This window comes from Streptomyces geranii (assembly GCF_002954775.1).
GTDB lineage: Bacteria > Actinomycetota > Actinomycetes > Streptomycetales > Streptomycetaceae > Streptomyces > Streptomyces geranii.
The window spans coordinates 49693-69616 of the sequence record NZ_PJME01000008.1 but is presented as its reverse complement, the minus strand read 5'-3'; the positions used below and the strand labels follow the sequence as shown (position 1 = coordinate 69616).

Sequence of the window (19924 nt, the reverse complement as noted above, 5' to 3'; positions counted from 1 at the left end):
GTTTCACGTGAAACATCGGGCGGGCTCAGCTCATGCAGAAGGGCCGCACCCCGGAGGATGCGGCCCCACAACTGCTTGACGAGCGCGGCCTTTAGGCGGCGACGACCTCGATGTTGACCTTGGCGGCCACATCGGCGTGCAGACGCACGGACGTCTCGTGGGCGCCGAGCGTCTTGATCGGGGCACCCAGCTCGATGCGGCGCTTGTCGACCTCGGGGCCACCGGAAGCCTTGATCGCCGTGGCGATGTCGGCCGGGGTGACGGAGCCGAAGAGACGACCGGCGTCGCCGGAGCGGACGGCCAGACGGACCTTGACGCCTTCGAGGCGGGCCTTGATGTCGTTGGCCTGCTCGATGGTCTGGATCTCGTGGATCTTGCGAGCGCGACGAATCTGCTCGACGTCCTTCTCGCCACCCTTGGTCCAACGGATCGCGAAGTTCCGCGGGATCAGGTAGTTGCGAGCGTAGCCGTCCTTGACGTCGACGACGTCGCCCGCGGTACCGAGGCCGGAGACCTCGTGGGTCAGGATGATCTTCATTGGTCGGTCACCCTTCCCTTATCGCGCGGTGGACGTGTAGGGCAGCAGCGCCATCTCACGGCTGTTCTTGACGGCCGTGGCGACGTCACGCTGGTGCTGCGTGCAGTTGCCGGTCACGCGGCGGGCACGGATCTTGCCGCGGTCGGAAATGAACTTCCGCAGCATGTTCGTGTCCTTGTAGTCCACGTACTGGACCTTGTCCTTGCAGAACGCGCAGACCTTCTTCTTAGGCTTGCGCACAGGCGGCTTCGCCATGGTGTTTCTCCTGTGTGATCAAGAAGTGTGGGTACGACCCACCTTCGGCCCGAGGGCCTAGAAGGGGGGCTCGTCCGAGTAGCCGCCGCCACCGCCGGCACCGCCGCCGGAGTTTCCACCCCAGCCGCCACCGCCACCGCCGCCGCCCTGGTTGCCACCGGCGGGAGCGCCGGTCGCCCAGGGGTCGTCGGCCGGAGCGCCGCCGCCCTGCGGAGCGCCGCCGGAGTTTCCACCCCAGCCGCCGCCCTGCTGGCCGCCACCGCCGCCGTAACCGCCCTGGCCACCGCGTCCGGCACCGCCGGCGGTCTTGGTGACCTTGGCCGTGGCGCTACGCAGGCTGGCGCCGACCTCGTCGACGTCCAGCTCGTAGACCGTGCGCTTCTCGCCCTGCGTGGTCTCGTAGGACCGCTGCTTCAGCCGGCCCTGCACGATGACGCGCATGCCTCGCTGGAGCGACTCGGCGACGTTCTCCGCCGCCTGACGCCAGACCGAGCAGGTCAGGAACAGGCTCTCGCCGTCCTTCCACTCGTTCGTCTGGCGGTCGAAGGTGCGGGGGGTGGACGCGACACGGAACTTCGCGACCGCCGCACCGGAGGGGGTGAAGCGCAGCTCGGGGTCGTCGACAAGATTGCCGACGACCGTGATGACGGTCTCGCCTGCCATAGGGGAACCTCTCGGCGGGTTTGCTGCTGGCTGCTTTTGGTGCTGCTACTCGAAATCCCGGGACCGGCTGAGCGGGAGGCTCAGTGGGTCTCGGGGCGGAGGACCTTGGTCCGGAGGACCGACTCGTTCAGGTTCATCTGGCGGTCGAGCTCCTTGACGATCGCGGGCTCAGCCTGCAGATCGATGACCGAGTAGATGCCCTCGGGCTTCTTCTTGATCTCGTACGAGAGACGACGACGGCCCCAGGTGTCGACCTTCTCGACCTTTCCGTTGCCCTCACGGACGACGGAGAGGAAGTTCTCGATCAGAGGGGCGACAGCGCGCTCCTCCAGCTCGGGGTCGAGGATGACCATCACTTCGTAGTGACGCATGTGGAACCCACCTCCTTTGGACTCAGCGGCCACGGTCGTTCCGTGGCAGGAGGGTTGTTGATGCGTACGCAACGGTATCCGCGGCCACTGACAACGGGGGTTCCCGGAAGGGATTCCTCGTCACGGCCCGGGCAGACACCGGTGCAGACGGTACAGAGTACCCGCACAGCGGCTTGCGGTTGAAATCAGGCCCCGCTGGGCGTCAATCTGTACACATCGGGTGTGTACGGCGCTACGATGCGCCGCCTTCCGCAGGAGGTGCCACATGGCACAGGCATTGCGACCCAACACCGCCGGATCCCTGTTCGCCACCGACGGCAAACCCCATCCCCTCCAGGACAGCCTGCTGGCTGTGACCCTGGTGCTCGGGGTGACGGCCTTCGTCACGGCGATGTTCCACAGTCTGCATCTGCTCAGTTCCTGGACCGGCCTGGTGGGGATCCTCACCGGCGCGTACGGACAGTTCGTCTCGGAGACGACCCGTGAACGCTTCGGACTGATCCTGGGCCTCGGCGCCGCAGCGGTCGGCTTCTTCCTCGGCATGGCGCACGGCGGCCTCTTCGGCGGCGTGATCGGCTGACCCGAGCCGTCCACCGACGCCCCGGCCGGCACTGGGCCGGGGCGCAGGTGCCGTACGGCCAGTCGAGGCGCTCGCAGGGCGCAGTAGGCTTCGGCGCGAGAGCCGGAGCCCCTGTACCCATGGGGACACACCAGCCCGAGGAGCGCCCGGAATGAGCCTGACCCTGAGGACGATCAGCCGCGAGCAGCATCTGGCGTACATCCAGAGCCTGCCGTCGGCGAGCCACATGCAGGTTCCGGCCTGGGCAGACGTCAAGGCCGAGTGGCGTTCGGAGAATCTCGGGTGGTTCGACGACCGGACGGGCGAGATCGTCGGCGCGGGTCTTGTGCTGTACCGCCAGCTGCCCAAGATCAAGCGGTATCTCGCGTATCTGCCCGAGGGACCGGTCATCAACTGGTTCGCGCCGAATCTGGACGACTGGATCCAGCCGATGCTGGCCCACCTCAAGCAGCAGGGCGCCTTCTCCGTGAAGATGGGCCCGCCGGTGATCATCCGGCGCTGGGAGGCCACGTCGATCAAGGCGGGCATCCAGAGCCCGGACGTGAAGCGGCTGCGCGACACCGAGGCCGACTTCATCGAGCCGCGCGCCTTCGAGGTCGCCGACAAGCTGCGCCGCATGGGCTGGCAGCAGGGCGAGGACGGCGGGGCCGGCTTCGGCGACGTACAGCCCCGCTACGTCTACCAGGTGCCGCTCGCCAACCGCTCGCTGGAAGAGGTCCACCAGAACTTCAACCAGCTGTGGCGCCGCAACATCAAGAAGGCCGAGAAGTCCGGTGTCGAGGTCGTCCAGGGCGGCTACCAGGACCTGGAGGAGTGGCAGCGGCTGTACGAGATCACCGCGGTGCGCGACCACTTCCGGCCCCGCCCGCTGTCGTACTTCCAGCGCATGTGGACGGCCCTCAACACCGAGGACCCCAACCGGATGCGGCTGTACTTCGCGCGCCACAACGGTGTGAACCTGTCGGCGGCGACGATGCTGATCGTCGGCGGGCACGTCTGGTACTCCTACGGCGCCTCGGACAACATCGGGCGTGAGTTCCGTCCCTCGAACGCGATGCAGTGGCGGATGCTGCGGGACGCCTACGCGCTGGGCGCCACCGTCTACGACCTTCGGGGCATCTCCGACTCGCTGGACGAGACGGACCACCTCTTCGGGCTCATCCAGTTCAAGGTGGGCACCGGTGGGCAGGCTGCCGAGTATCTCGGCGAGTGGGACTTCCCGCTCAACAAGCTGCTCCACAAGGCGCTCGACATCTACATGTCGCGCCGCTGACGTTCCGGAACTCCCGTTTCGTACCTCTGACACATCGCAGCCACGAGAAAGGTCCCAGGTCCCGGCCATGGCGCTCACGCTCTACGTCGACACCGCGCGCTGGCGTGCGCACCACAAGCACGTGTCCGAGCAGTTCCCGGGGCTCGTGCCGGTCTGCAAGGGCAACGGCTACGGCTTCGGGCACGAGCGGCTGGCGGAGGAGGCCACGCGGCTGGGCTCGGACATCCTGGCCGTCGGTACGACGTACGAGGCCGCGCGGACCAAGGACTGGTTCAGCGGCGACCTGCTGGTGCTGACGCCCTTCAGACGGGGCGAGGAGCCCGTGCCGCTGCCCGACCGCGTCATCCGCTCGGTCTCGTCGGTGGACGGCGTGCACGGCCTCGTGGGCGCCCGTGTCGTCATCGAGGTCATGTCCTCCATGAAGCGCCACGGCGTGACCGAGCAGGAACTGCCCCAGCTGCACGCCGCCATCGAGGACGTACGCCTCGAAGGCTTCGCGATCCATCTGCCGCTGGACCGCACCGACGGCTCGGACGCCGTGGAGGAGGTCATCGGCTGGATGGACCGGCTGCGCGCGGCCCGGCTGCCCCTGCACACCATGTTCGTCAGCCATCTCAAAGCCGAGGACCTCGGGCGGCTGCAGCAGCAGTTCCCGCAGACCCGCTTCCGCGCCCGGATCGGCACGCGGCTGTGGCTGGGGGACCACGAGGCCACGGAGTACCGCGGCGCGGTCCTGGACGTCACCCACGTGGCCAAGGGCGACCGTTTCGGCTACCGGCAGCAGAAGGCGGCCTCGGACGGCTATCTGGTGGTCGTGGCGGGCGGTACGTCGCACGGCGTGGGTCTGGAGGCCCCCAAGGCCCTGCACGGCGTCATGCCGCGCGCCAAGGGCGTCGCCCGGGCGGGCCTCGCCACGGTCAACCGGAATCTCGCGCCGTTCGTCTGGGGCGGAAAGCAGCGCTGGTTCGCGGAGCCGCCGCACATGCAGGTGTCGATCCTCTTCGTGCCCTCGGACGCCCCGGAGCCGAAGGTCGGCGAGGAACTGGTGGCCCATCTGCGGCACACCACCACGCAGTTCGACCGGATCGTCGACCGCTGACCGCACAGCCACAGAGCCACAGAGCCTCGGAGGTCGTGCGAAGGGCCGTACACGGAGTCCGTGTACGGCCCTTCGCATGCCCCCTCGACGGCGTGTTCGCTCAGAGCGAACGGACGTCGTCCTCCGGTTCGGGCCGGCTGCCCCACTCCACCTGCGGTCCCTCGAAGTGCGCGGCGTGGCGCGGTGGACGGGCGGCCGAGCCGAGGACGAAGACGTCCTCGGCGCCGTCCAGCACCCCCCCGGACGGGTCGTCGTCACCGGCCCGGCGCACCACGTCCCGCTCCGGCATGAGGATGTCCCGGACGATCACGGCGCACAGGTAGAGCGTGCCCGCCAGGTGGACGCCGATGACGAACTGGTAGCCCTCGGTGGGCAGTCCCTTGTGGGCGTCGCCGCTGGTCGTGTACGCGAGGTACATCCAGATCCCGAGGAAGTACGCGACCTCGCACGCCTGCCAGATCAGGAAGTCCCGCCACTTCGGGCGGGCCAGCACCGCGAGGGGGATCAGCCACAGGACGTACTGGGGCGAGTAGACCTTGTTGGTGAGGATGAAGGCCGCGACGATCAGGAAGGCCAGCTGGGCGAAGCGCGGCCGGCGCGGGGCGGTCAGCGTGAGTGCCGCGATGCCCGCGGCCGAGGCCAGCATCAGCAGCGTCGCGAAGGTGTTGACGGTCTCGGTGGTGAACGGATAGTCGAAGCGCTGGGAGATGATCAGCCAGAAGGAGCCGAAGTCGACGCCCCGTTCCTGGCTGAACGTGTAGAACTTCGACCAGCCCTCGAAGGCGAACATCATCACCGGAAGGTTCACGGCGAGCCAGGCGACGACCGCGCCGCCCACGGCCTTGCCGAACGGCTTCCACTTCCCCGCGCGCCAGCACAGCACGAACAGGGGGCCCAGCAGCAGGAAGGGATAGAGCTTGGCGGCCGTGGCGAGCCCCAGCAGGACACCGAAGGCGAGGGGCCGCTGCCGGGACCACATCAGCATCGCCGCGGCCGTCAGAGCGACCGCCAGCAGGTCCCAGTTGATGGTGGCGGTGAGCGCGAAGGCGGGCGCCAGAGCGACCAGCAGACCGTCCCAGGGGCGCCGCGCGTGCGTACGGGACACGCATACGGCGATGATCGCCGCGCACGCCATCAGCATCCCGGCGTTGACGAACCAGTACCACTGCTCCTGGTGCTGGATGGTGCCGCTCGCGGGCGTGAGCCAGGCGGCCACCTCCATGAACACACCGGTCAGCACCGGGTATTCGAGGTACTGCATGTCGCCGTCGAACTTGTCGAAGTACGGCACGAGCCCGTCGGCGAATCCGCGCCCCTGGTAGAGGTGCGGGATGTCCGAGTAACAGGCGTGCGTGTACTGCGTACTGGCCCCGAAGAACCAGCCGCCGTTGTAGCAGGGCGCCTTCTGGACCAGGCCGAGGGCGAACATGCCGATCGCCACGAGCGCGACCACCCGTACCGGGGTCCACCAGGACGTCCCCAGCAGGGCACGCCGCCCGATGGGGCCGCCGATCAGCTCACTGCCGGCCACGGCGATCTCGTCGTCCCTGGTCGGCCGTACGGGGTCCGGCTCGCGCACGCTCGCTTGCGTCGTCTCTGCACTGGGCATGGGGCACATCCTGCCGTACGCGCCTAGGAGTACGCCGAGGGCCGCCGCACCTGGTCGGTGCGACGGCCCCATGTTTCACGTGAAACAGCGTGAATCGGATCGGTGTTTCACGTGAAACACCGGTACCGGACGCTGATCCGGCCCTCCGTCCGGTCAGCCGAAGATCCCTCCGCTGCCGTTTCCGTTCGAGTTGCCGTCAGTGTCTTCGTCGCTCTCCGACGGACTTGGACTCGTTGTCACTCCGCCGTCGGTACTGCCTTCGTCGGTGCCGCCCGTCTCGGTCCCTCCGGTGTCCTCGCAGTTGATGTCGAAGGTGCCGCAGGTCTCGCTCGGCGAGGGAGACGGAGTGGTCTCGATCTCGTCGGTGGGCGTCGGGCTCGGTGTCGGGATCACTTCCTCCTCGGACTCGGTGACCGAGGGAGTCGGGCTCGGCAGCGGGTCCTCGTCGACGACCTCGCCGTAGGGCTCGGGGGTCGGGAAGTTCTCCACCGGCTGGCCCTTGAGGGCCTGTTCCATGTAGTCGTGCCAGATCTCGGCCGGGAACGAGGCGCCGTGGATCTTCTCCTGGCCGCCCGTGCCGTACATCTCCAGGAAGGGGCGATTCTTCTTGGTCTCGTCGTCGTCCATCCGGTACATGCTGATCGCGGTGGACAGCTGCGGGGTGTAGCCGACGAACCAGGCCGACTTGTTGCCGTCAGTGGTACCGGTCTTGCCGGCCACCTCCCGGCCGGTCAGCTGAGCCGCCGTACCCGTACCGTCGTCGACCACGGTCTTGAGGACGTCGGTGACGTTGTCGGCGACCTGGGCGGTGAACGTCTGCTTGGCGTCGGCGATCTTCTCGTGATCGAAGACCGTGCCGTCCTTGCTGGTGACCTTCTCGACCGAGTACGGATTGTTCTGCTTGCCGCTGGCTGCGAAGGTCGCGTAAGCGCCGGCCATGCGGACCGCACTCGGACTGGAGGTACCGATCGAGAACGACGGGAACTCAGCACTGGCCAGGCTGCTGTCGAGGATGCCCGCGTCGGTGGCGGACTCCCTCACCTTGTCCAGGCCGACGTCCATACCGAGTTGCACGTAAGCGGAGTTGGAGGAGACCCGCATCGCCTCACGCAGGTCGATCCGGAAGGTGGGCGCGTTGTACGACTCGTCGCCGTCGTTGCGCTGCAGCCACTCCTTGTCGTCCTTGTCCTTCCAGATCGTGTCGTCGTAGTTCTCGATCTTGAGCTTGTTCTTGCCGCTGTAGATGCTCTCCGGAGAGACCTGGGTCCGCTCGTCCTGCGCCTGCGTCGCCCCCAGTTCAGGATCCCGTACGCCCCACTTCATCGCGGCGGCGAGCACGAACGGCTTGAACGTCGAACCCACCTGGGCGCCGGTCGTGTCGGCGTTGTTGGTGAAGTGCTTGGTGGCGTCCTCACCGCCGTAGATGGCCTTGATCGCACCCGTCGCCGGGTCGACGGAGGCTCCGCCGAACTGAACGTACTTGTCCGTCTTCGGGCGCTCGTCGGGTTTGATGTTGGCCTTCTGGACCTTCGTGACCGCGCTTTCCAGCTCCTGGACCTTCTTCTTGTCGAAGGTCGTGCTGATCGAGTAGCCGCCCTGCCGTAGCTGGCTCTCAGTGATCCCGGTCTTGTCGCTGTTCCTGATGAGGTAACTCTTCGCCAGGTCGACGAGGTAGCCGATCTGACCACTCAGCGCGGTGTTGGAACGCGGGCTCTGGATCTTCGGGAAGGTCGTGTACTTGGCGCGCTCGGTGGCGGTCATGCGCCCGTCCTTGACCTCCTCGCTGAGGATCCAGCTCCACCGTTCCTCGGCCCGCTTGCGGTTCTTCTCGGGGGTGGCGTTGGCGGGGTCGACGGCGACGTTGCCGGCCGGGTCGTAGTACGTGGCGCCCTTCAGCACAGCGGCCAGGAAGGCGCACTCGCTGGGGTCCAGGTCCTCGGCGTCCTTGTTGAAGTACGAGCGGGCAGCCGCCTGGATGCCGTAGGAGTCACGGCCGTAGTACGCGGTGTTCAGATAGCCGGCCATGATCTCCTCCTTGGAGACATTGGTGCCGACCTTGATGGAGATGAACAGCTCCTTGAACTTCCGCGAGAGCGTCTGCGACTGGTCGTCCAGGCGGGCGTTCTTCACGTACTGCTGGGTGATCGTCGAACCACCCTGCGTCTGACCGCCCTTGGCCATGTTGAAAAGGGCGCGGCCGATACCCATGGGGTCGACGCCGCTGTCGGTCTCGAACGTCTTGTTCTCGGCCGACATCACGGCGTACCGCATCGCCGCCGGGATCTTCTCGTAGCCGATGATCTGGCGGTTCGTCTCACCACCGGTCGCCACCATCTGGCTGCCGTCGGCCCAGTAGTAGACGTTGTTCTGGGCGTTGGCGGCCTTGGCGACATCCGGCACGCCCACCAGGGCGTAGCCGATGCCGGCCACCGCCACCAGGCTGCCGACGAAACCGATGAACAGCCCCGTCACCTGCCGCCAGGACGGCATCCAGCGCGCCGCGCCGTACTTGCCCGCGCGTGGATAGTCGATGAAACGCTTCTCGGGCGGGGGACCAGCCGCGCGGCCTCTGCCACGCCCGGGCCCGTTCGGGCCGCTGCGGCGTCCGCCGTCCTCGGCCCCTCTGCGACGTCCGCCAGTACTTCTCTGGGCGGCGCGCCGGGACTCGGCGCGGCTTCCGAACTGGGGCTCGTCACCTTCGGCTCCGTAGGGACCCAACCCGTAGGAACCCGATCCGTAGGAATCGGAAGGAGACTCGGTTGCGCCCCGCGGTGCCGCACGGCGGCCGGAGGACGAACCGGACTGGCCGCGTCGGGCCGCGGCACGTCCGCCTCCCTGCGGCTGCGGCGGTTTGCGACGGTGCTCGCTCATCGAACGACTACTCCTTGGGCAGGCGCACCCGTGCGCGCCTGGAAACGGCGGCTGGTTTCCGGTCCCCCCCAAGTACGGATGCGGCCGTGTTCGCATTCATCCGTACCGCACCAAGCACGACGACGTCCCCAGACGTCACTCGGTTCCCGGTGGACTGCATGCCGCACAGACTACGCACCGTCAAAACCTGTCTAGCTCCGAAGTTCACCCCAAATCAGGCAACTTGCTTCCTACGAATCGGTGATGTGATCCCGTTCACGACTTCCCCTCTTGTCGCATCCACAGGTCCGTTCTATCGTCTGGATGTATCGAGTCGATACATCAGCTCGGCATAAACAGTGCCGGAGACGTCACGGTCGGACCGTGGAAGACAGGAGGCGACGATGAGCCGGCGTTCCGGGATCCTCGAGTTCGCCATCCTGGGCCTGCTCCGCGAGTCCCCGATGCACGGCTATGAGCTGCGCAAACGACTCAATACGTCACTGGGTGTTTTCCGCGCCTTCAGCTACGGCACGCTGTATCCCTGCCTCAAGACGCTGGTCGCCAGCGGCTGGTTGATCGAGGAGTCCGGGGGCGCGTCGGAGGACGCGCTCGCCGCTCCGCTGACAGGGCGCCGCGCCAAGATCGTCTATCGGTTGACGGCGGAAGGTAAGGAGCACTTCGAGGAGCTGCTCTCGCAGACGGGTCCGGACGCGTACGAGGACGAGCACTTCGCCGCTCGCTTCGCCTTCTTCGGGCAGACGTCCCGCGATGTACGCATGCGCGTGCTCGAGGGCCGCCGCAGCCGGCTGGAGGAGCGCCTGGAGAAGATGCGCGCCTCCCTGGCGCGTACGCGGGAGCGCCTCGACGACTACACCCTCGAGCTCCAGCGCCACGGGATGGAGTCCGTGGAGCGCGAAGTGCGCTGGCTGAACGAGCTCATCGAGAGCGAGCGGGCCGGACGGGACCTCAAGGGGACCGCGGCCGGCGAATCCGACTCGCAGGACACCACATCTGGAGCGCCGGGCGGCCTGCCCCGGTCCCGGGAGGACGACTCCCGGACCGGTCCGTCCGACGACACCGCCACGTGAGGCCCCTGCCAGGGCCTCACTCGTACACACAGGGAGCAACCGAATGGGTTCGGTTCGCGTAGCCGTCGTCGGCGTGGGCAACTGCGCCGCGTCGCTGGTACAGGGAGTCGAGTACTACAAGGACGCCGATCCGGCGTCCAGGGTCCCGGGCCTCATGCATGTGCAGTTCGGGGACTACCACGTCAAGGACATCGAGTTCGTCGCCGCGTTCGACGTGGACGCCAAGAAGGTCGGCCTCGACCTGGCGGACGCCATCGGCGCCTCCGAGAACAACACCATCAAGATCTGCGATGTGCCGAACACCGGTGTGAAGGTCCGGCGTGGCCACACCCTCGACGGTCTCGGCAAGTACTACCGCGAGACCATCGAGGAGTCCGAGGCCGAACCGGTCGACGTCGTCAAGATCCTCAAGAAGAAGCAGGTCGACGTCCTCGTCTGCTACCTGCCCGTCGGTTCCGAGGCCGCGGCGAAGTTCTACGCCCAGTGCGCCATCGACGCCAAGGTCGCCTTCGTCAACGCCCTCCCGGTCTTCATCGCCGGCACCAAGGAGTGGGCGGACAAGTTCACCGAGGCGGGCGTCCCGATCGTCGGCGACGACATCAAGTCGCAGGTCGGCGCCACGATCACGCACCGGGTGATGGCGAAGCTGTTCGAGGACCGGGGTGTGGTCCTGGACCGCACGATGCAGCTGAACGTCGGCGGCAACATGGACTTCAAGAACATGCTGGAGCGCGAGCGCCTGGAGTCCAAGAAGATCTCCAAGACGCAGGCCGTCACCTCCCAGATCCGCGACCGCGAGCTGGGCGCCGACAACGTCCACATCGGCCCGTCGGACTACGTGGCCTGGCTCGACGACCGCAAGTGGGCCTACGTCCGCCTGGAGGGCCGCGCGTTCGGCGACGTCCCGCTGAACCTGGAGTACAAGCTCGAGGTCTGGGACTCCCCGAACTCCGCCGGTGTCATCATCGACGCCGTGCGCGCCGCGAAGATCGCCAAGGACCGCGGCATCGGCGGCCCGATCCTCTCCGCGTCGAGCTACTTCATGAAGTCCCCGCCGGTCCAGTACTTCGACGACGAGGCACGGGACAACGTCGAGAAGTTCATCAAGGGCGAAGTCGAGCGCTGAGGTCGTGCGCTGAGAGGAGTCCAGCGCCGGTCCAGCTCCCACAAGCTTGTCGCTCCTGCCCGTCGAGGGTCCCCGGGTCATCCGCCCGGGGACCCTCCTCGTATGTGAGGCTGTGCCCCATGGCTGTCGTACGTGACCTGCGGGTACTCCTGCGCCTGCGGAACTTCCGGCGCCTGCTCGCCGTACGGCTGCTCTCCCAGGGCGCCGACGGCGTCTACCAGGTCGCGCTCGCCACGTACGTCGTCTTCTCACCGGAGAAGCAGACCTCACCGGCCGCCATCGCCTCGGCCATGGCGGTCCTGCTCCTGCCGTACTCCCTGGTCGGCCCTTTCGCAGGCGTCCTGCTCGACCGCTGGCGGCGCCGTCAGGTCTTTCTGTACGGCAATCTGCTGCGCGCCCTGCTGGCGTGCGTGACGGCCGTCCTGATCCTGAGCCAGGTCCCCGACTGGCTCTTCTACGCCTCCGCCCTCTGCGTCACCGCCGTCAACCGCTTCGTCCTGGCCGGGCTCTCGGCGTCCCTGCCCCGCGTGGTCGACGAGGACCGGCTGGTGATCGCCAACTCGCTCTCCCCGACGGCCGGCACGCTCGCCGCCACGGCCGGCGGCGGCCTCGCCTTCGTCGTACGCATCGCGGCCTCCGACTCCGACGCGGCGGTGGTCCTCCTGGGCGCGGCCCTGTACCTCTGCTCGTCCCTCGCCTCCCTCCGCCTCGACCGGGAACTGCTCGGACCCGACGCCGAGTTGGTGCAGCCGAAGCTGACGGCCGCCCTCACCGGCACCGCGCGCGGCCTGGCGGCGGGCGTACGGCACCTCGCCGAGCCGGGGCGTCGGGAGGCGGCCTGGTCGTTGGCCGCGATGACGCTGATGCGGTTCTGCTACGGCGCCCTGACGGTGATGGTGCTGATGCTCTGCCGGTACGCCTGGTCGGACGACTCCGACGACGGGCTGGCCCTGCTGGGCCTCGCCGTGGGGATCTCCGGGGCGGGCTTCTTCGTCGCGGCGGTGCTGACTCCGGCGGCGGCGGGCCGGCTCGGTCCGGTCGGCTGGATCGTGGTGTGCGCCGGGGCGGCGGCGGTCCTGGTGCCCGGGCTCGGCCTGGCCTTCACCGAAGTGCCCATGCTGATCGCGGCGTTCGTCCTGGGCCTCGTCACCCAGGGCTCGAAGATCGCCACGGACACGATCGTCCAGTCCTCGGTCGACGACGGCTTCCGCGGCCGGATCTTCTCCGTCTACGACGTCCTGTTCAACGTCGCCTTCGTCGGCGCGGCCGGAGTGGCGGCCCTGATGCTGCCGTCCGACGGCCGCTCGGTGCCTCTCCTGGTCACAATCGCCGTTATCTACGGGGCAATTGCTGCGGCTATGGCCCGCTTTGAACACCGGTAAGTGTCACATGAAGGCCACAGAGACCCTCTGAGGTACAGAGATGTCAGTGGGTCCCGGTAATTTACGTGCGTCTTACTTCGCACCAAGCACACCCATAGCCAAGGGGGACCCCCGAGTGACCACTCCGCCGCAGGACCAGAACCCGAACACCCCTGCTTCTGCCGAGCCGACGGCGCCCCAGGCTCCGTACCCGCCGCACCAGGGTGCCCCGTTCCAGGGAGCTCCGGTCCCGCCGCCCGCGCCCACGAACCGCTTCGGCAAGAAGCTGGTCCGCATAGGCGTGTTCATCGTCGTCGCGATAGCCATCGCCGGCGGCAAGTGGTACTTCAACCAGAGCGACGCGGAGACGACGTCCGTGGGCGCCTGCATGCACAACGACGGCACGGACACGGACGCCGACCTCAACGAGGTCGACTGCACCTCCAGCGACGCACAGTTCAAGGTTGTCCAGAAGTTCGACAACACCAGCGACGCCAACAAGTGCGAGGCCGTCACGGAGTCGACGATCGCCTACTACCAGCAGGGCGGCAGCCACGACGTGGTGCTCTGCCTCAAGGAGGTCTGAGCCGTCCGGGCCTGACCCGGCCCACACGCACGAAGGGCGATGTTTCACGTGAAACATCGCCCTCTGCGGGTTCCGGCGCGATGTTTCACGTGAAACATCGCGCCGTTTCACGGCCTCAGCCCTGCTCGGACCACCACTCCTTGAGCGCCGCCACCGCCGCTTCCCGCTCCATCGGACCGTTCTCCAGCCGCAGTTCCAGCAGGAACTTGTACGCCTGCCCGATCGCCGGTCCGGGCCCGACGCCCAGGATCTCCATGATCTGGTTGCCGTCCAGGTCGGGACGGATCGCGTCCAGCTCCTCCTGCTCCTGGAGTTGAGCGATGCGCTCCTCCAGGCCGTCGTAGGCACGCGAGAGCGCCGTGGCCCTGCGCTTGTTCCGTGTCGTGCAGTCCGAGCGGGTCAGCTTGTGGAGGCGGTCGAGAAGAGGGCCGGCGTCCCGGACGTAACGGCGGACCGCCGAGTCCGTCCACTCCCCGGTGCCGTACCCGTGGAAACGCAGGTGAAGTTCGACCAGACGTGAGACGTCCTTCACCAGCTCGTTGGAGTACTTCAGCGCCGCCATCCGCTTCTTGGTCATCTTCGCCCCGACCACCTCGTGGTGATGGAACGAGACCCGGCCGTCCTCCTCGAAACGGCGCGTGCGCGGCTTGCCGATGTCGTGCAGCAGCGCGGCGAGGCGCAGGACGAGGTCGGGACCGTCCTGCTCCAGCTCGATCGCCTGCTCCAGGACGATCAGCGTGTGCTCGTACACGTCCTTGTGCCGGTGGTGCTCGTCGCGCTCCAGCCGCAGGGCAGGCAGCTCGGGCAGGACGTGGTCGGCGAGGCCGGTGTCCACCAGCAGCGTCAGGCCCTTGCGCGGGTGCGCGGAGAGGACCAGCTTGTTCAGCTCGTCCCGTACCCGCTCGGCCGAGACGATCTCGATGCGCGAGGCCATCTCGGTCATGGCGGTGACGACCTCGGGGGCCACCTCGAAGTCGAGCTGGGCGGCGAACCGCGCGGCCCGCATCATCCGCAGCGGGTCGTCCGAGAAGGACGCCTCGGGCGTGCCCGGCGTACGCAGCACCCGCCGTACCAGGTCCTCGCGTCCGCCGTACGGATCGATGAACACCTTCTCCGGCAGCGCGACGGCCATCGCGTTCACGGTGAAGTCCCGCCGGACGAGGTCCTCCTCGATGGAGTCGCCGTACGACACCTCGGGCTTGCGCGAGGTCCGGTCGTAGGCCTCCGACCGATACGTCGTCACCTCGATCTGGTAGCCCCCCTTCTGCGCACCGACCGTCCCGAAGGCGATCCCGACCTCCCAGACGGCGTCCGCCCAGGGCCGCACGATCTTCAGTACGTCCTCGGGGCGAGCGTCGGTCGTGAAGTCCAGGTCGTTGTCGACCCGGCCCAGCAGCGCGTCCCGGACGGAGCCGCCGACCAGGGCGAGGGAGAACCCGGCCTCCTGGAAGCGGCGGGCGAGATCGTCGGCGACAGGGGCGATCCTCAGCAGTTCGCTGACCGTGTGGGGCTGCCCCTGGTTCAGGGCGCTGGAGGTGTCTTCGTTGGCGTTCGGCACAACAGAAAAGGGTACGTGGCGCGGGCCGCGGACCGCGCCTTCATAAAACGTCCACGCCCGCCGCCGGGGACTCCTCCATCAATACACGCACATAGAGGACAGCCGGAGGGTGTTCCACGATCTTGTGGAGCAGTCCGCGGCACTTCCCCTCAGCGCGCATCGTTACCATGCGTGGACGCACATTCCGACGACCACTGACGACTAGGGACGGGCGAACGCGTGGCCGAGCCGGCAGACTTCCCGGGGCTGACTCCCTCTCCCGCGCGCCGGTGGTTCCGGCGAGCCGGAGTGCTGCTCACGGGGGCGCCCCTGCTGGCCGGTCTCCTCCAGCTTCCCGCCGGGCAGCCGGCGTACGCCGCCGGGTCGGACCCGGTGCTCGTCTCCGTCGACACGCTCACCCCGAGCGCCCCCACGGACGGGGACACCCTGACCGTGTCCGGCACGGTGCTCAACAAGGGCAAGCGGGCCGTCACGGACGCCCATGTGGACCTGCGGGTGGGCCAGTTGCTGACCACCCGCTCCGGGATCGACGACGTCGCCGCGCGCACCGACTACGTACCGGGAGCCGACGGGACGGAGATCGGCGGCAAGTACGTCGAGAAGTTCTCGAAGCTCACTCCGGGCGTCGCCCAGCCGTTCAGCATCTCCGTGCCGGTCGACAAGCTGGACCTCGGCCAGGACGGCGTCTACCAGTTCGGCGTCTCCCTGTCCGGCGAGACCGCCGCGGCGCCGTACGAGCAGGTGCTCGGGATCCAGCGGACGTTCCTGCCGTGGCAGCCCGAGGAGGCGGACACCAGGACGCGGACGACGTATCTGTGGCCGCTGGTCTCCACGGTCCACATGACGGCGGAGACCGGGCCGGGCGAGCAGCAGACGCCCGTCTTCCTCAACGACGACCTCTCCCAGGAGATCTCCCCGGGCGGACGCCTGGACCAGATGCTGTCCCTGGGCAAGAGCCTCGACGTCACCTGGGTGATCGACCCCGACCTGCTGGCCTCCGTCGACGCGATGATCGGCACCTACGGCGTCCAGGGCGCCGACGGCACCAGCACACCCGGCACGGGCCAGGCCGTCGCCAAGCAGTGGCTCGCCGAACTCCAGGACGCGGTCGCGGGCAAGGAGGTCGTCGCGCTGCCCTTCGCCGACCCCGACCTCGCCTCCATCGCGCACAACGGCAAGAACGTCACCGGCACCCTGAGCCATCTCAAGAGCGCCACGGACGTCGCCGCCAGCACGGTGGAGACGATCCTCCACGTCACCCCGAGCACCGACTTCGCCTGGCCGGTGAACGGCGCCGTCGACCCGTCGATCGTCAAGATCGCCACCTCCGCGGGTGCCGACAAGGTGATCGCGCGCAGCGACAGCCTCAAGGAGACCGGCGACCTGCCGTACACGCCCTCCGCCGCCCGCCCCATCGGCGGCGGCACCACGGCGGTGGTCTCGGACGCCCGGCTGTCCACGGCCTTCCAGGGCGACATGACGAACGCCGACAGCTCCACGCTCGCGGTGCAGAGATTCCTCGCCCAGAGCCTCACGGCCAACCTCCAGACCCACAAGCAGCGCACCGTCGTCGTCGCCCCGCAGCGCATGCCGTCCGCCGGCCAGGCCCGGACGATGGCGGAGGCGGTCACCGCCCTCCAGGACAGCAACTGGTCCCAGGCCCAGGAACTCACCGCGACCGCCGACACCAAGCCGGACCCGGGCGCCACCACCAAGGTGCCCTCGGCGTCCTCGTACCCGGCCTCCCTGCGCAAGCAGCAGGCGCCGCAGTCGGCCTTCGCGCAGATCGCGACCACGCAGGACAAGCTCGACAACTTCAAGATCATCCTGACCGACCGGACCCGCGTGGAGACCCCCTTCGGGCGGGCCATCAACCGCGAGATGGCCACCTCCTGGCGCGGCCGGTCCGGCGCGGCGGACAGCTTCCGCAAGGGCGTGAAGTCGTACCTCGACAACCTCACCGACCAGGTCAAGCTGATCGACAAGTCCGAGACGAAGCTCTCCGGCGGCAGCGCCACGATCCCGGTGACCGTCCAGAACAACCTCGTACAGCCCGTCGACAACCTCGTCCTGCGGGTCACCTCGACCAACCCGACGCGGCTCAAGATCGGTGACGACGACTACCAGGAGCGGTCCGTCGCGGTCTCCGGCGGGCACAGCCAGTCGGTGAAGTTCGACACGTCGTCCAACGCCAACGGCCCGATCACCGTGATGGCGCAGCTGTACACGAAGGACGGCCAGAAGTACGGACCGGCCGTCTACTTCGACGTGCGGGTCACCGAGTTCACGGCCATGGCGATGCTGGTCATCGGCGGCGGCTTCCTGCTGCTGGTGCTGGCCGGCCTGCGCATGTACACCCAGCGCAAGCGCGCCGCGGCCCGGCGTCCCCAGGAGTCCGGCGACGGACCCGGGGACGAGGCCGCGGAGACGGACCCTGACAAGGACGCGGACAAGGGCGAGGACGGCGACGAGAACCACGCCGGTCCCGAGGACCGTCCTCAGGGGGAGTCGGACCCGCTGCCGCGGGCAGACGCCCCGGAGCAGCCGAGTGACCCGGCGCCGGACACCGCACCGGAAAGCGCCGACCCGTCCGGGACGGGTGAGAGAGTGGACCGTTGAGCGATGTCGTGGCCGGTGGGCCCGGTGAACGATGAGGTGGGGTAACCATGAACGCGCCGTACGACGGTGACCGCGGTCAGGGCGCGGGCGACTCGGGCCACCCCGAGGGCCCGCCGCCCGAGCACGGCCAGGTGCCGGCGCAGCCCCCCGCGGACATGTACCTCCAGGACGCCTACGCCCAGGACCCGTACCGGTCCCAGGACCTCTCCGCCCAGGACCCGGTTGCCGAGGCGCTCTACGACCGCGCCGCGCACCCCCCGCCGCCCCCCGGGACCTACCAGCCGCAGCCCCCGCTCTACGGACAGCCCGCCCAGTCGCCGTACGCCCCCGACCCGCAGGTCTGGGCCCAGACACCGGCGCCCGAGCCGGACGGGGCCACCCAGTACCTGCCGTACGGCGACGATCCCCGCACCACGCAGTACGTGGGTGTCGACGCCCTGGTCAGCCGGGCCGGGGAGGAACGGCACGAGCCGGACGCCTTCGCCCATCTCTTCCGGGACCAGCAGCAGGGCGGCGGCCAGCAGCCCATGGAGCCGCCGGCCGTCCCCGGCCCGTCCCCCTCGCCCGTACGGGGACCCGGCCCCGTGCCGCGGGCCCAGACACCGGCGTCCGACGCCACGATGCAGCTCACCCCCAAGGCCACGCCCGCACCGGCACCGGTGGCCACCAAGAAGGGCGGTCGCGCCTCGGGGCTGCTGAAGTCGAGCGCCGTCATGGCGGCGGGCACGATGGTCTCCCGCCTCACCGGCTTCATCCGCTCCGCGCTGATCGTGTCGGCGCTGGGCGTCGGCCTGCTGGGCGACACGTTCCAGGTCGCCTACCAGCTGCCGACGATGGTCTACATCCTGACCGTGGGCGGCGGTCTCAACTCCGTCTTCGTACCCCAGCTCGTCCGCGCGATGAAGGAGGACGAGGACGGGGGCGAGTCCTACGCCAACCGGCTGCTGACCCTGGTCGTGGTCGCGCTCGGCGCTCTCACCGTGCTCGCGGTCGCCGGAGCCCCCCTCCTGATCCGCCTGCTGTCCGACCCGGTCGCCAGTGACCCGGCGGCCAACGAGGTCGGCATCACCTTCGTCCGCTACTTCCTGCCCACGATCTTCTTCATGGGCATCCACGTGGTGATGGGTCAGATCCTCAACGCCCGCGGCAAGTTCGGCGCGATGATGTGGACGCCGGTCCTGAACAACATCGTCATCATCGTGACGCTGGGCATGTTCATCTGGGTCTACGGCACCGCCGCGGACTCCGGCATGAAGGTCACGACCATCCCGCCGGAGGGCCAGCGGCTCCTCGGCATCGGCATCCTGCTCGGCCTCGTCGTCCAGGCCCTCGCGATGATCCCGTACCTGCGCGAGACCGGCTTCCGGATGCGGCTGCGCTTCGACTGGAAGGGCCACGGCCTCGGCAAGGCGGTGACGCTGGCCAAGTGGACGTTCCTCTTCGTGCTCGCCAACCAGGCCGGTGCGATCGTCGTCTCCCAGCTGTCCACCGCCGCGGGCAAGAACTCCCCGGTCGACGGCACCGGCTTCGCCGCCTACGCCAACGCCCAGCTCATCTGGGGTCTGCCGCAGGCCATCATCACGGTCTCCCTGATGGCGGCCCTGCTGCCACGACTGGCCCGCTCCGCCCACGAGGGCGACGCCGGCGCGGTCCGCGACGACATCTCCCAGGGCCTGCGCACCACCGCCGTCGCGATCGTGCCCATCGCCTTCGGCTTCGTCGCCCTCGGCATCCCCATGTGCACTCTGATCTTCGGCTCCTCGGGCACCACCGAGGCCACCAACATGGGCTTCATGCTGATGGCCTTCGCCCTCGGCCTGATCCCCTACTCCGTGCAGTACGTCGTCCTGCGCGCCTTCTACGCGTACGAGGACACCCGCACGCCCTTCTACAACACGGTGATCGTGGCCGCCGTCAACGCGACGGCCTCCGCCCTCTGCTTCTTCGTCCTCCCGTCCCGCTGGGCCGTGGTCGGCATGGCGGCCTCCTACGGCCTCGCCTACGCGATCGGCGTCGGCGTCGCCTGGAACCGGCTGCGCAAGCGGCTGGGCGGCGACCTCGACGGCACCCGCGTCCTGCGCACCTACGCCCGGCTGGGCATCGCCTCGGTACCGGCGGCGCTGCTCAGCGGCGCGGCCTGCTACGGCATCGGCATCACCCTGGGGCAGGGTGTCGGCGGCTCGTTCGCCTCCCTGCTCGGCGGCGGCGCCGTCCTGCTCGTCGTCTTCTACGTGGCCGCCCGCCGGATGCGCATTGAGGAACTCAACTCGTTGGTGGGTATGGTGCGCGGGCGACTGGGACGGTAAGTCGAGGGCAAGCGCACAACCATCGTCCGCCACCGCGTG

16 protein-coding genes are annotated in these 19924 nt (G+C 68.5%); 9 read left to right on the top strand and 7 right to left on the bottom strand.

Going from position 1 to position 19924, the window contains the following annotated elements:
- Nucleotides 1-91: 91 nt before the first annotated feature.
- From rplI to rpsF, 4 genes are all read right to left on the bottom strand, one after another.
- Nucleotides 92-538 carry a 50S ribosomal protein L9 gene (gene rplI, locus CW359_RS14065; RefSeq protein WP_105970262.1) on the bottom strand — a complete coding sequence of 149 codons (447 nt, stop codon included), beginning with the start codon at nucleotides 536-538 and terminating at the stop codon, nucleotides 92-94.
- A gap of 18 nt (nucleotides 539-556) precedes the next feature.
- Nucleotides 557-793 carry a 30S ribosomal protein S18 gene (gene rpsR / locus CW359_RS14060; RefSeq protein ID WP_006381652.1) on the bottom strand — a complete coding sequence of 79 codons (237 nt, stop codon included), beginning with the start codon at nucleotides 791-793 and terminating at the stop codon, nucleotides 557-559.
- A 57-nt stretch (nucleotides 794-850) separates the two neighbouring features.
- Entirely contained in the window at nucleotides 851-1456 is a 606-nt protein-coding gene (locus tag CW359_RS14055; protein ID WP_105970261.1) for a single-stranded DNA-binding protein, read from the bottom strand.
- An 80-nt stretch (nucleotides 1457-1536) separates the two neighbouring features.
- The gene (rpsF, locus tag CW359_RS14050; RefSeq protein WP_006381649.1) at nucleotides 1537-1827 is read right to left on the bottom strand and encodes a 30S ribosomal protein S6; all 291 of its coding nucleotides are present in this window, start codon (nucleotides 1825-1827) and stop codon (nucleotides 1537-1539) included.
- 265 nt (nucleotides 1828-2092) lie between these two features.
- Between rpsF and CW359_RS14045 the strand changes: the two genes are divergently transcribed.
- The 3 genes from CW359_RS14045 (at nucleotide 2093) to CW359_RS14035 (ending at nucleotide 4779) form a co-directional block, all read left to right on the top strand.
- The gene (locus CW359_RS14045) at nucleotides 2093-2407 is read left to right on the top strand and encodes a hypothetical protein (RefSeq protein WP_105970260.1); all 315 of its coding nucleotides are present in this window, start codon (nucleotides 2093-2095) and stop codon (nucleotides 2405-2407) included.
- 151 nt (nucleotides 2408-2558) lie between these two features.
- Nucleotides 2559-3680, top strand: a complete 1122-nt coding sequence (femX, locus tag CW359_RS14040; RefSeq protein WP_105970259.1) for a peptidoglycan bridge formation glycyltransferase FemX — start codon at nucleotides 2559-2561, stop codon at nucleotides 3678-3680.
- A gap of 67 nt (nucleotides 3681-3747) precedes the next feature.
- Nucleotides 3748-4779 carry an alanine racemase gene (locus tag CW359_RS14035; RefSeq protein WP_105970258.1) on the top strand — a complete coding sequence of 344 codons (1032 nt, stop codon included), beginning with the start codon at nucleotides 3748-3750 and terminating at the stop codon, nucleotides 4777-4779.
- A gap of 100 nt (nucleotides 4780-4879) precedes the next feature.
- On the opposite strand, the gene CW359_RS14030 is transcribed toward CW359_RS14035, so the two are convergent.
- A complete protein-coding gene (locus CW359_RS14030; RefSeq protein WP_198655211.1) occupies nucleotides 4880-6388 on the bottom strand; it encodes a glycosyltransferase family 87 protein in 1509 nt (502 codons plus the stop codon).
- A gap of 153 nt (nucleotides 6389-6541) precedes the next feature.
- Entirely contained in the window at nucleotides 6542-9259 is a 2718-nt protein-coding gene (locus tag CW359_RS14025) for a transglycosylase domain-containing protein (RefSeq protein ID WP_105970256.1), read from the bottom strand.
- A gap of 383 nt (nucleotides 9260-9642) precedes the next feature.
- Here CW359_RS14025 and CW359_RS14020 point away from each other — a divergent pair, with 383 nt between their 5' ends.
- The 4 genes from CW359_RS14020 (at nucleotide 9643) to CW359_RS14005 (ending at nucleotide 13402) form a co-directional block, all read left to right on the top strand.
- Nucleotides 9643-10329: a PadR family transcriptional regulator gene (locus CW359_RS14020; RefSeq protein ID WP_105970255.1), complete on the top strand. Its 687-nt coding sequence runs from the start codon at nucleotides 9643-9645 to the stop codon at nucleotides 10327-10329.
- Between the two features lie 43 nt (nucleotides 10330-10372).
- Entirely contained in the window at nucleotides 10373-11455 is a 1083-nt protein-coding gene (locus CW359_RS14015) for an inositol-3-phosphate synthase (protein WP_105970254.1), read from the top strand.
- A gap of 119 nt (nucleotides 11456-11574) precedes the next feature.
- A complete protein-coding gene (locus CW359_RS14010) occupies nucleotides 11575-12837 on the top strand; it encodes an MFS transporter (RefSeq protein ID WP_105970253.1) in 1263 nt (420 codons plus the stop codon).
- 115 nt (nucleotides 12838-12952) lie between these two features.
- Complete coding sequence (locus tag CW359_RS14005; protein ID WP_105970252.1) at nucleotides 12953-13402, top strand: LppU/SCO3897 family protein; 450 nt, start codon at nucleotides 12953-12955, stop codon at nucleotides 13400-13402.
- Nucleotides 13403-13517: 115 nt separating this feature from the next.
- On the opposite strand, the gene CW359_RS14000 is transcribed toward CW359_RS14005, so the two are convergent.
- Nucleotides 13518-14960 (bottom strand): CCA tRNA nucleotidyltransferase, encoded by a 1443-nt coding sequence (locus CW359_RS14000; protein WP_105970251.1) that lies wholly within the window; start codon nucleotides 14958-14960, stop codon nucleotides 13518-13520.
- Between the two features lie 219 nt (nucleotides 14961-15179).
- On the opposite strand from CW359_RS14000, the gene CW359_RS13995 reads away from it, so the two are divergent.
- The gene (locus CW359_RS13995; RefSeq protein WP_105970250.1) at nucleotides 15180-17579 is read left to right on the top strand and encodes a DUF6049 family protein; all 2400 of its coding nucleotides are present in this window, start codon (nucleotides 15180-15182) and stop codon (nucleotides 17577-17579) included.
- A 47-nt stretch (nucleotides 17580-17626) separates the two neighbouring features.
- Nucleotides 17627-19885, top strand: coding sequence for a murein biosynthesis integral membrane protein MurJ (gene murJ / locus CW359_RS13990; protein WP_105970249.1), 2259 nt, complete (start codon nucleotides 17627-17629; stop codon nucleotides 19883-19885).
- Nucleotides 19886-19924 lie beyond the last annotated feature (39 nt).

What these genes read in the sequence shown, in the direction of transcription:
- rplI (WP_105970262.1), bottom strand. Translation starts at nt 538, where the DNA reads ATGAAGATCATCCTGACCCACGAGGTCTCCGGCCTCGGTACCGCGGGC.
- rpsR (WP_006381652.1), bottom strand. Translation starts at nt 793, where the DNA reads ATGGCGAAGCCGCCTGTGCGCAAGCCTAAGAAGAAGGTCTGCGCGTTC.
- CW359_RS14055 (WP_105970261.1), bottom strand. Translation starts at nt 1,456, where the DNA reads ATGGCAGGCGAGACCGTCATCACGGTCGTCGGCAATCTTGTCGACGAC.
- rpsF (WP_006381649.1), bottom strand. Translation starts at nt 1,827, where the DNA reads ATGCGTCACTACGAAGTGATGGTCATCCTCGACCCCGAGCTGGAGGAG.
- CW359_RS14045 (WP_105970260.1), top strand. Translation starts at nt 2,093, where the DNA reads ATGGCACAGGCATTGCGACCCAACACCGCCGGATCCCTGTTCGCCACC.
- femX (WP_105970259.1), top strand. Translation starts at nt 2,559, where the DNA reads ATGAGCCTGACCCTGAGGACGATCAGCCGCGAGCAGCATCTGGCGTAC.
- CW359_RS14035 (WP_105970258.1), top strand. Translation starts at nt 3,748, where the DNA reads ATGGCGCTCACGCTCTACGTCGACACCGCGCGCTGGCGTGCGCACCAC.
- CW359_RS14030 (WP_198655211.1), bottom strand. Translation starts at nt 6,388, where the DNA reads ATGCCCAGTGCAGAGACGACGCAAGCGAGCGTGCGCGAGCCGGACCCC.
- CW359_RS14025 (WP_105970256.1), bottom strand. Translation starts at nt 9,259, where the DNA reads ATGAGCGAGCACCGTCGCAAACCGCCGCAGCCGCAGGGAGGCGGACGT.
- CW359_RS14020 (WP_105970255.1), top strand. Translation starts at nt 9,643, where the DNA reads ATGAGCCGGCGTTCCGGGATCCTCGAGTTCGCCATCCTGGGCCTGCTC.
- CW359_RS14015 (WP_105970254.1), top strand. Translation starts at nt 10,373, where the DNA reads ATGGGTTCGGTTCGCGTAGCCGTCGTCGGCGTGGGCAACTGCGCCGCG.
- CW359_RS14010 (WP_105970253.1), top strand. Translation starts at nt 11,575, where the DNA reads ATGGCTGTCGTACGTGACCTGCGGGTACTCCTGCGCCTGCGGAACTTC.
- murJ (WP_105970249.1), top strand. Translation starts at nt 17,627, where the DNA reads ATGAACGCGCCGTACGACGGTGACCGCGGTCAGGGCGCGGGCGACTCG.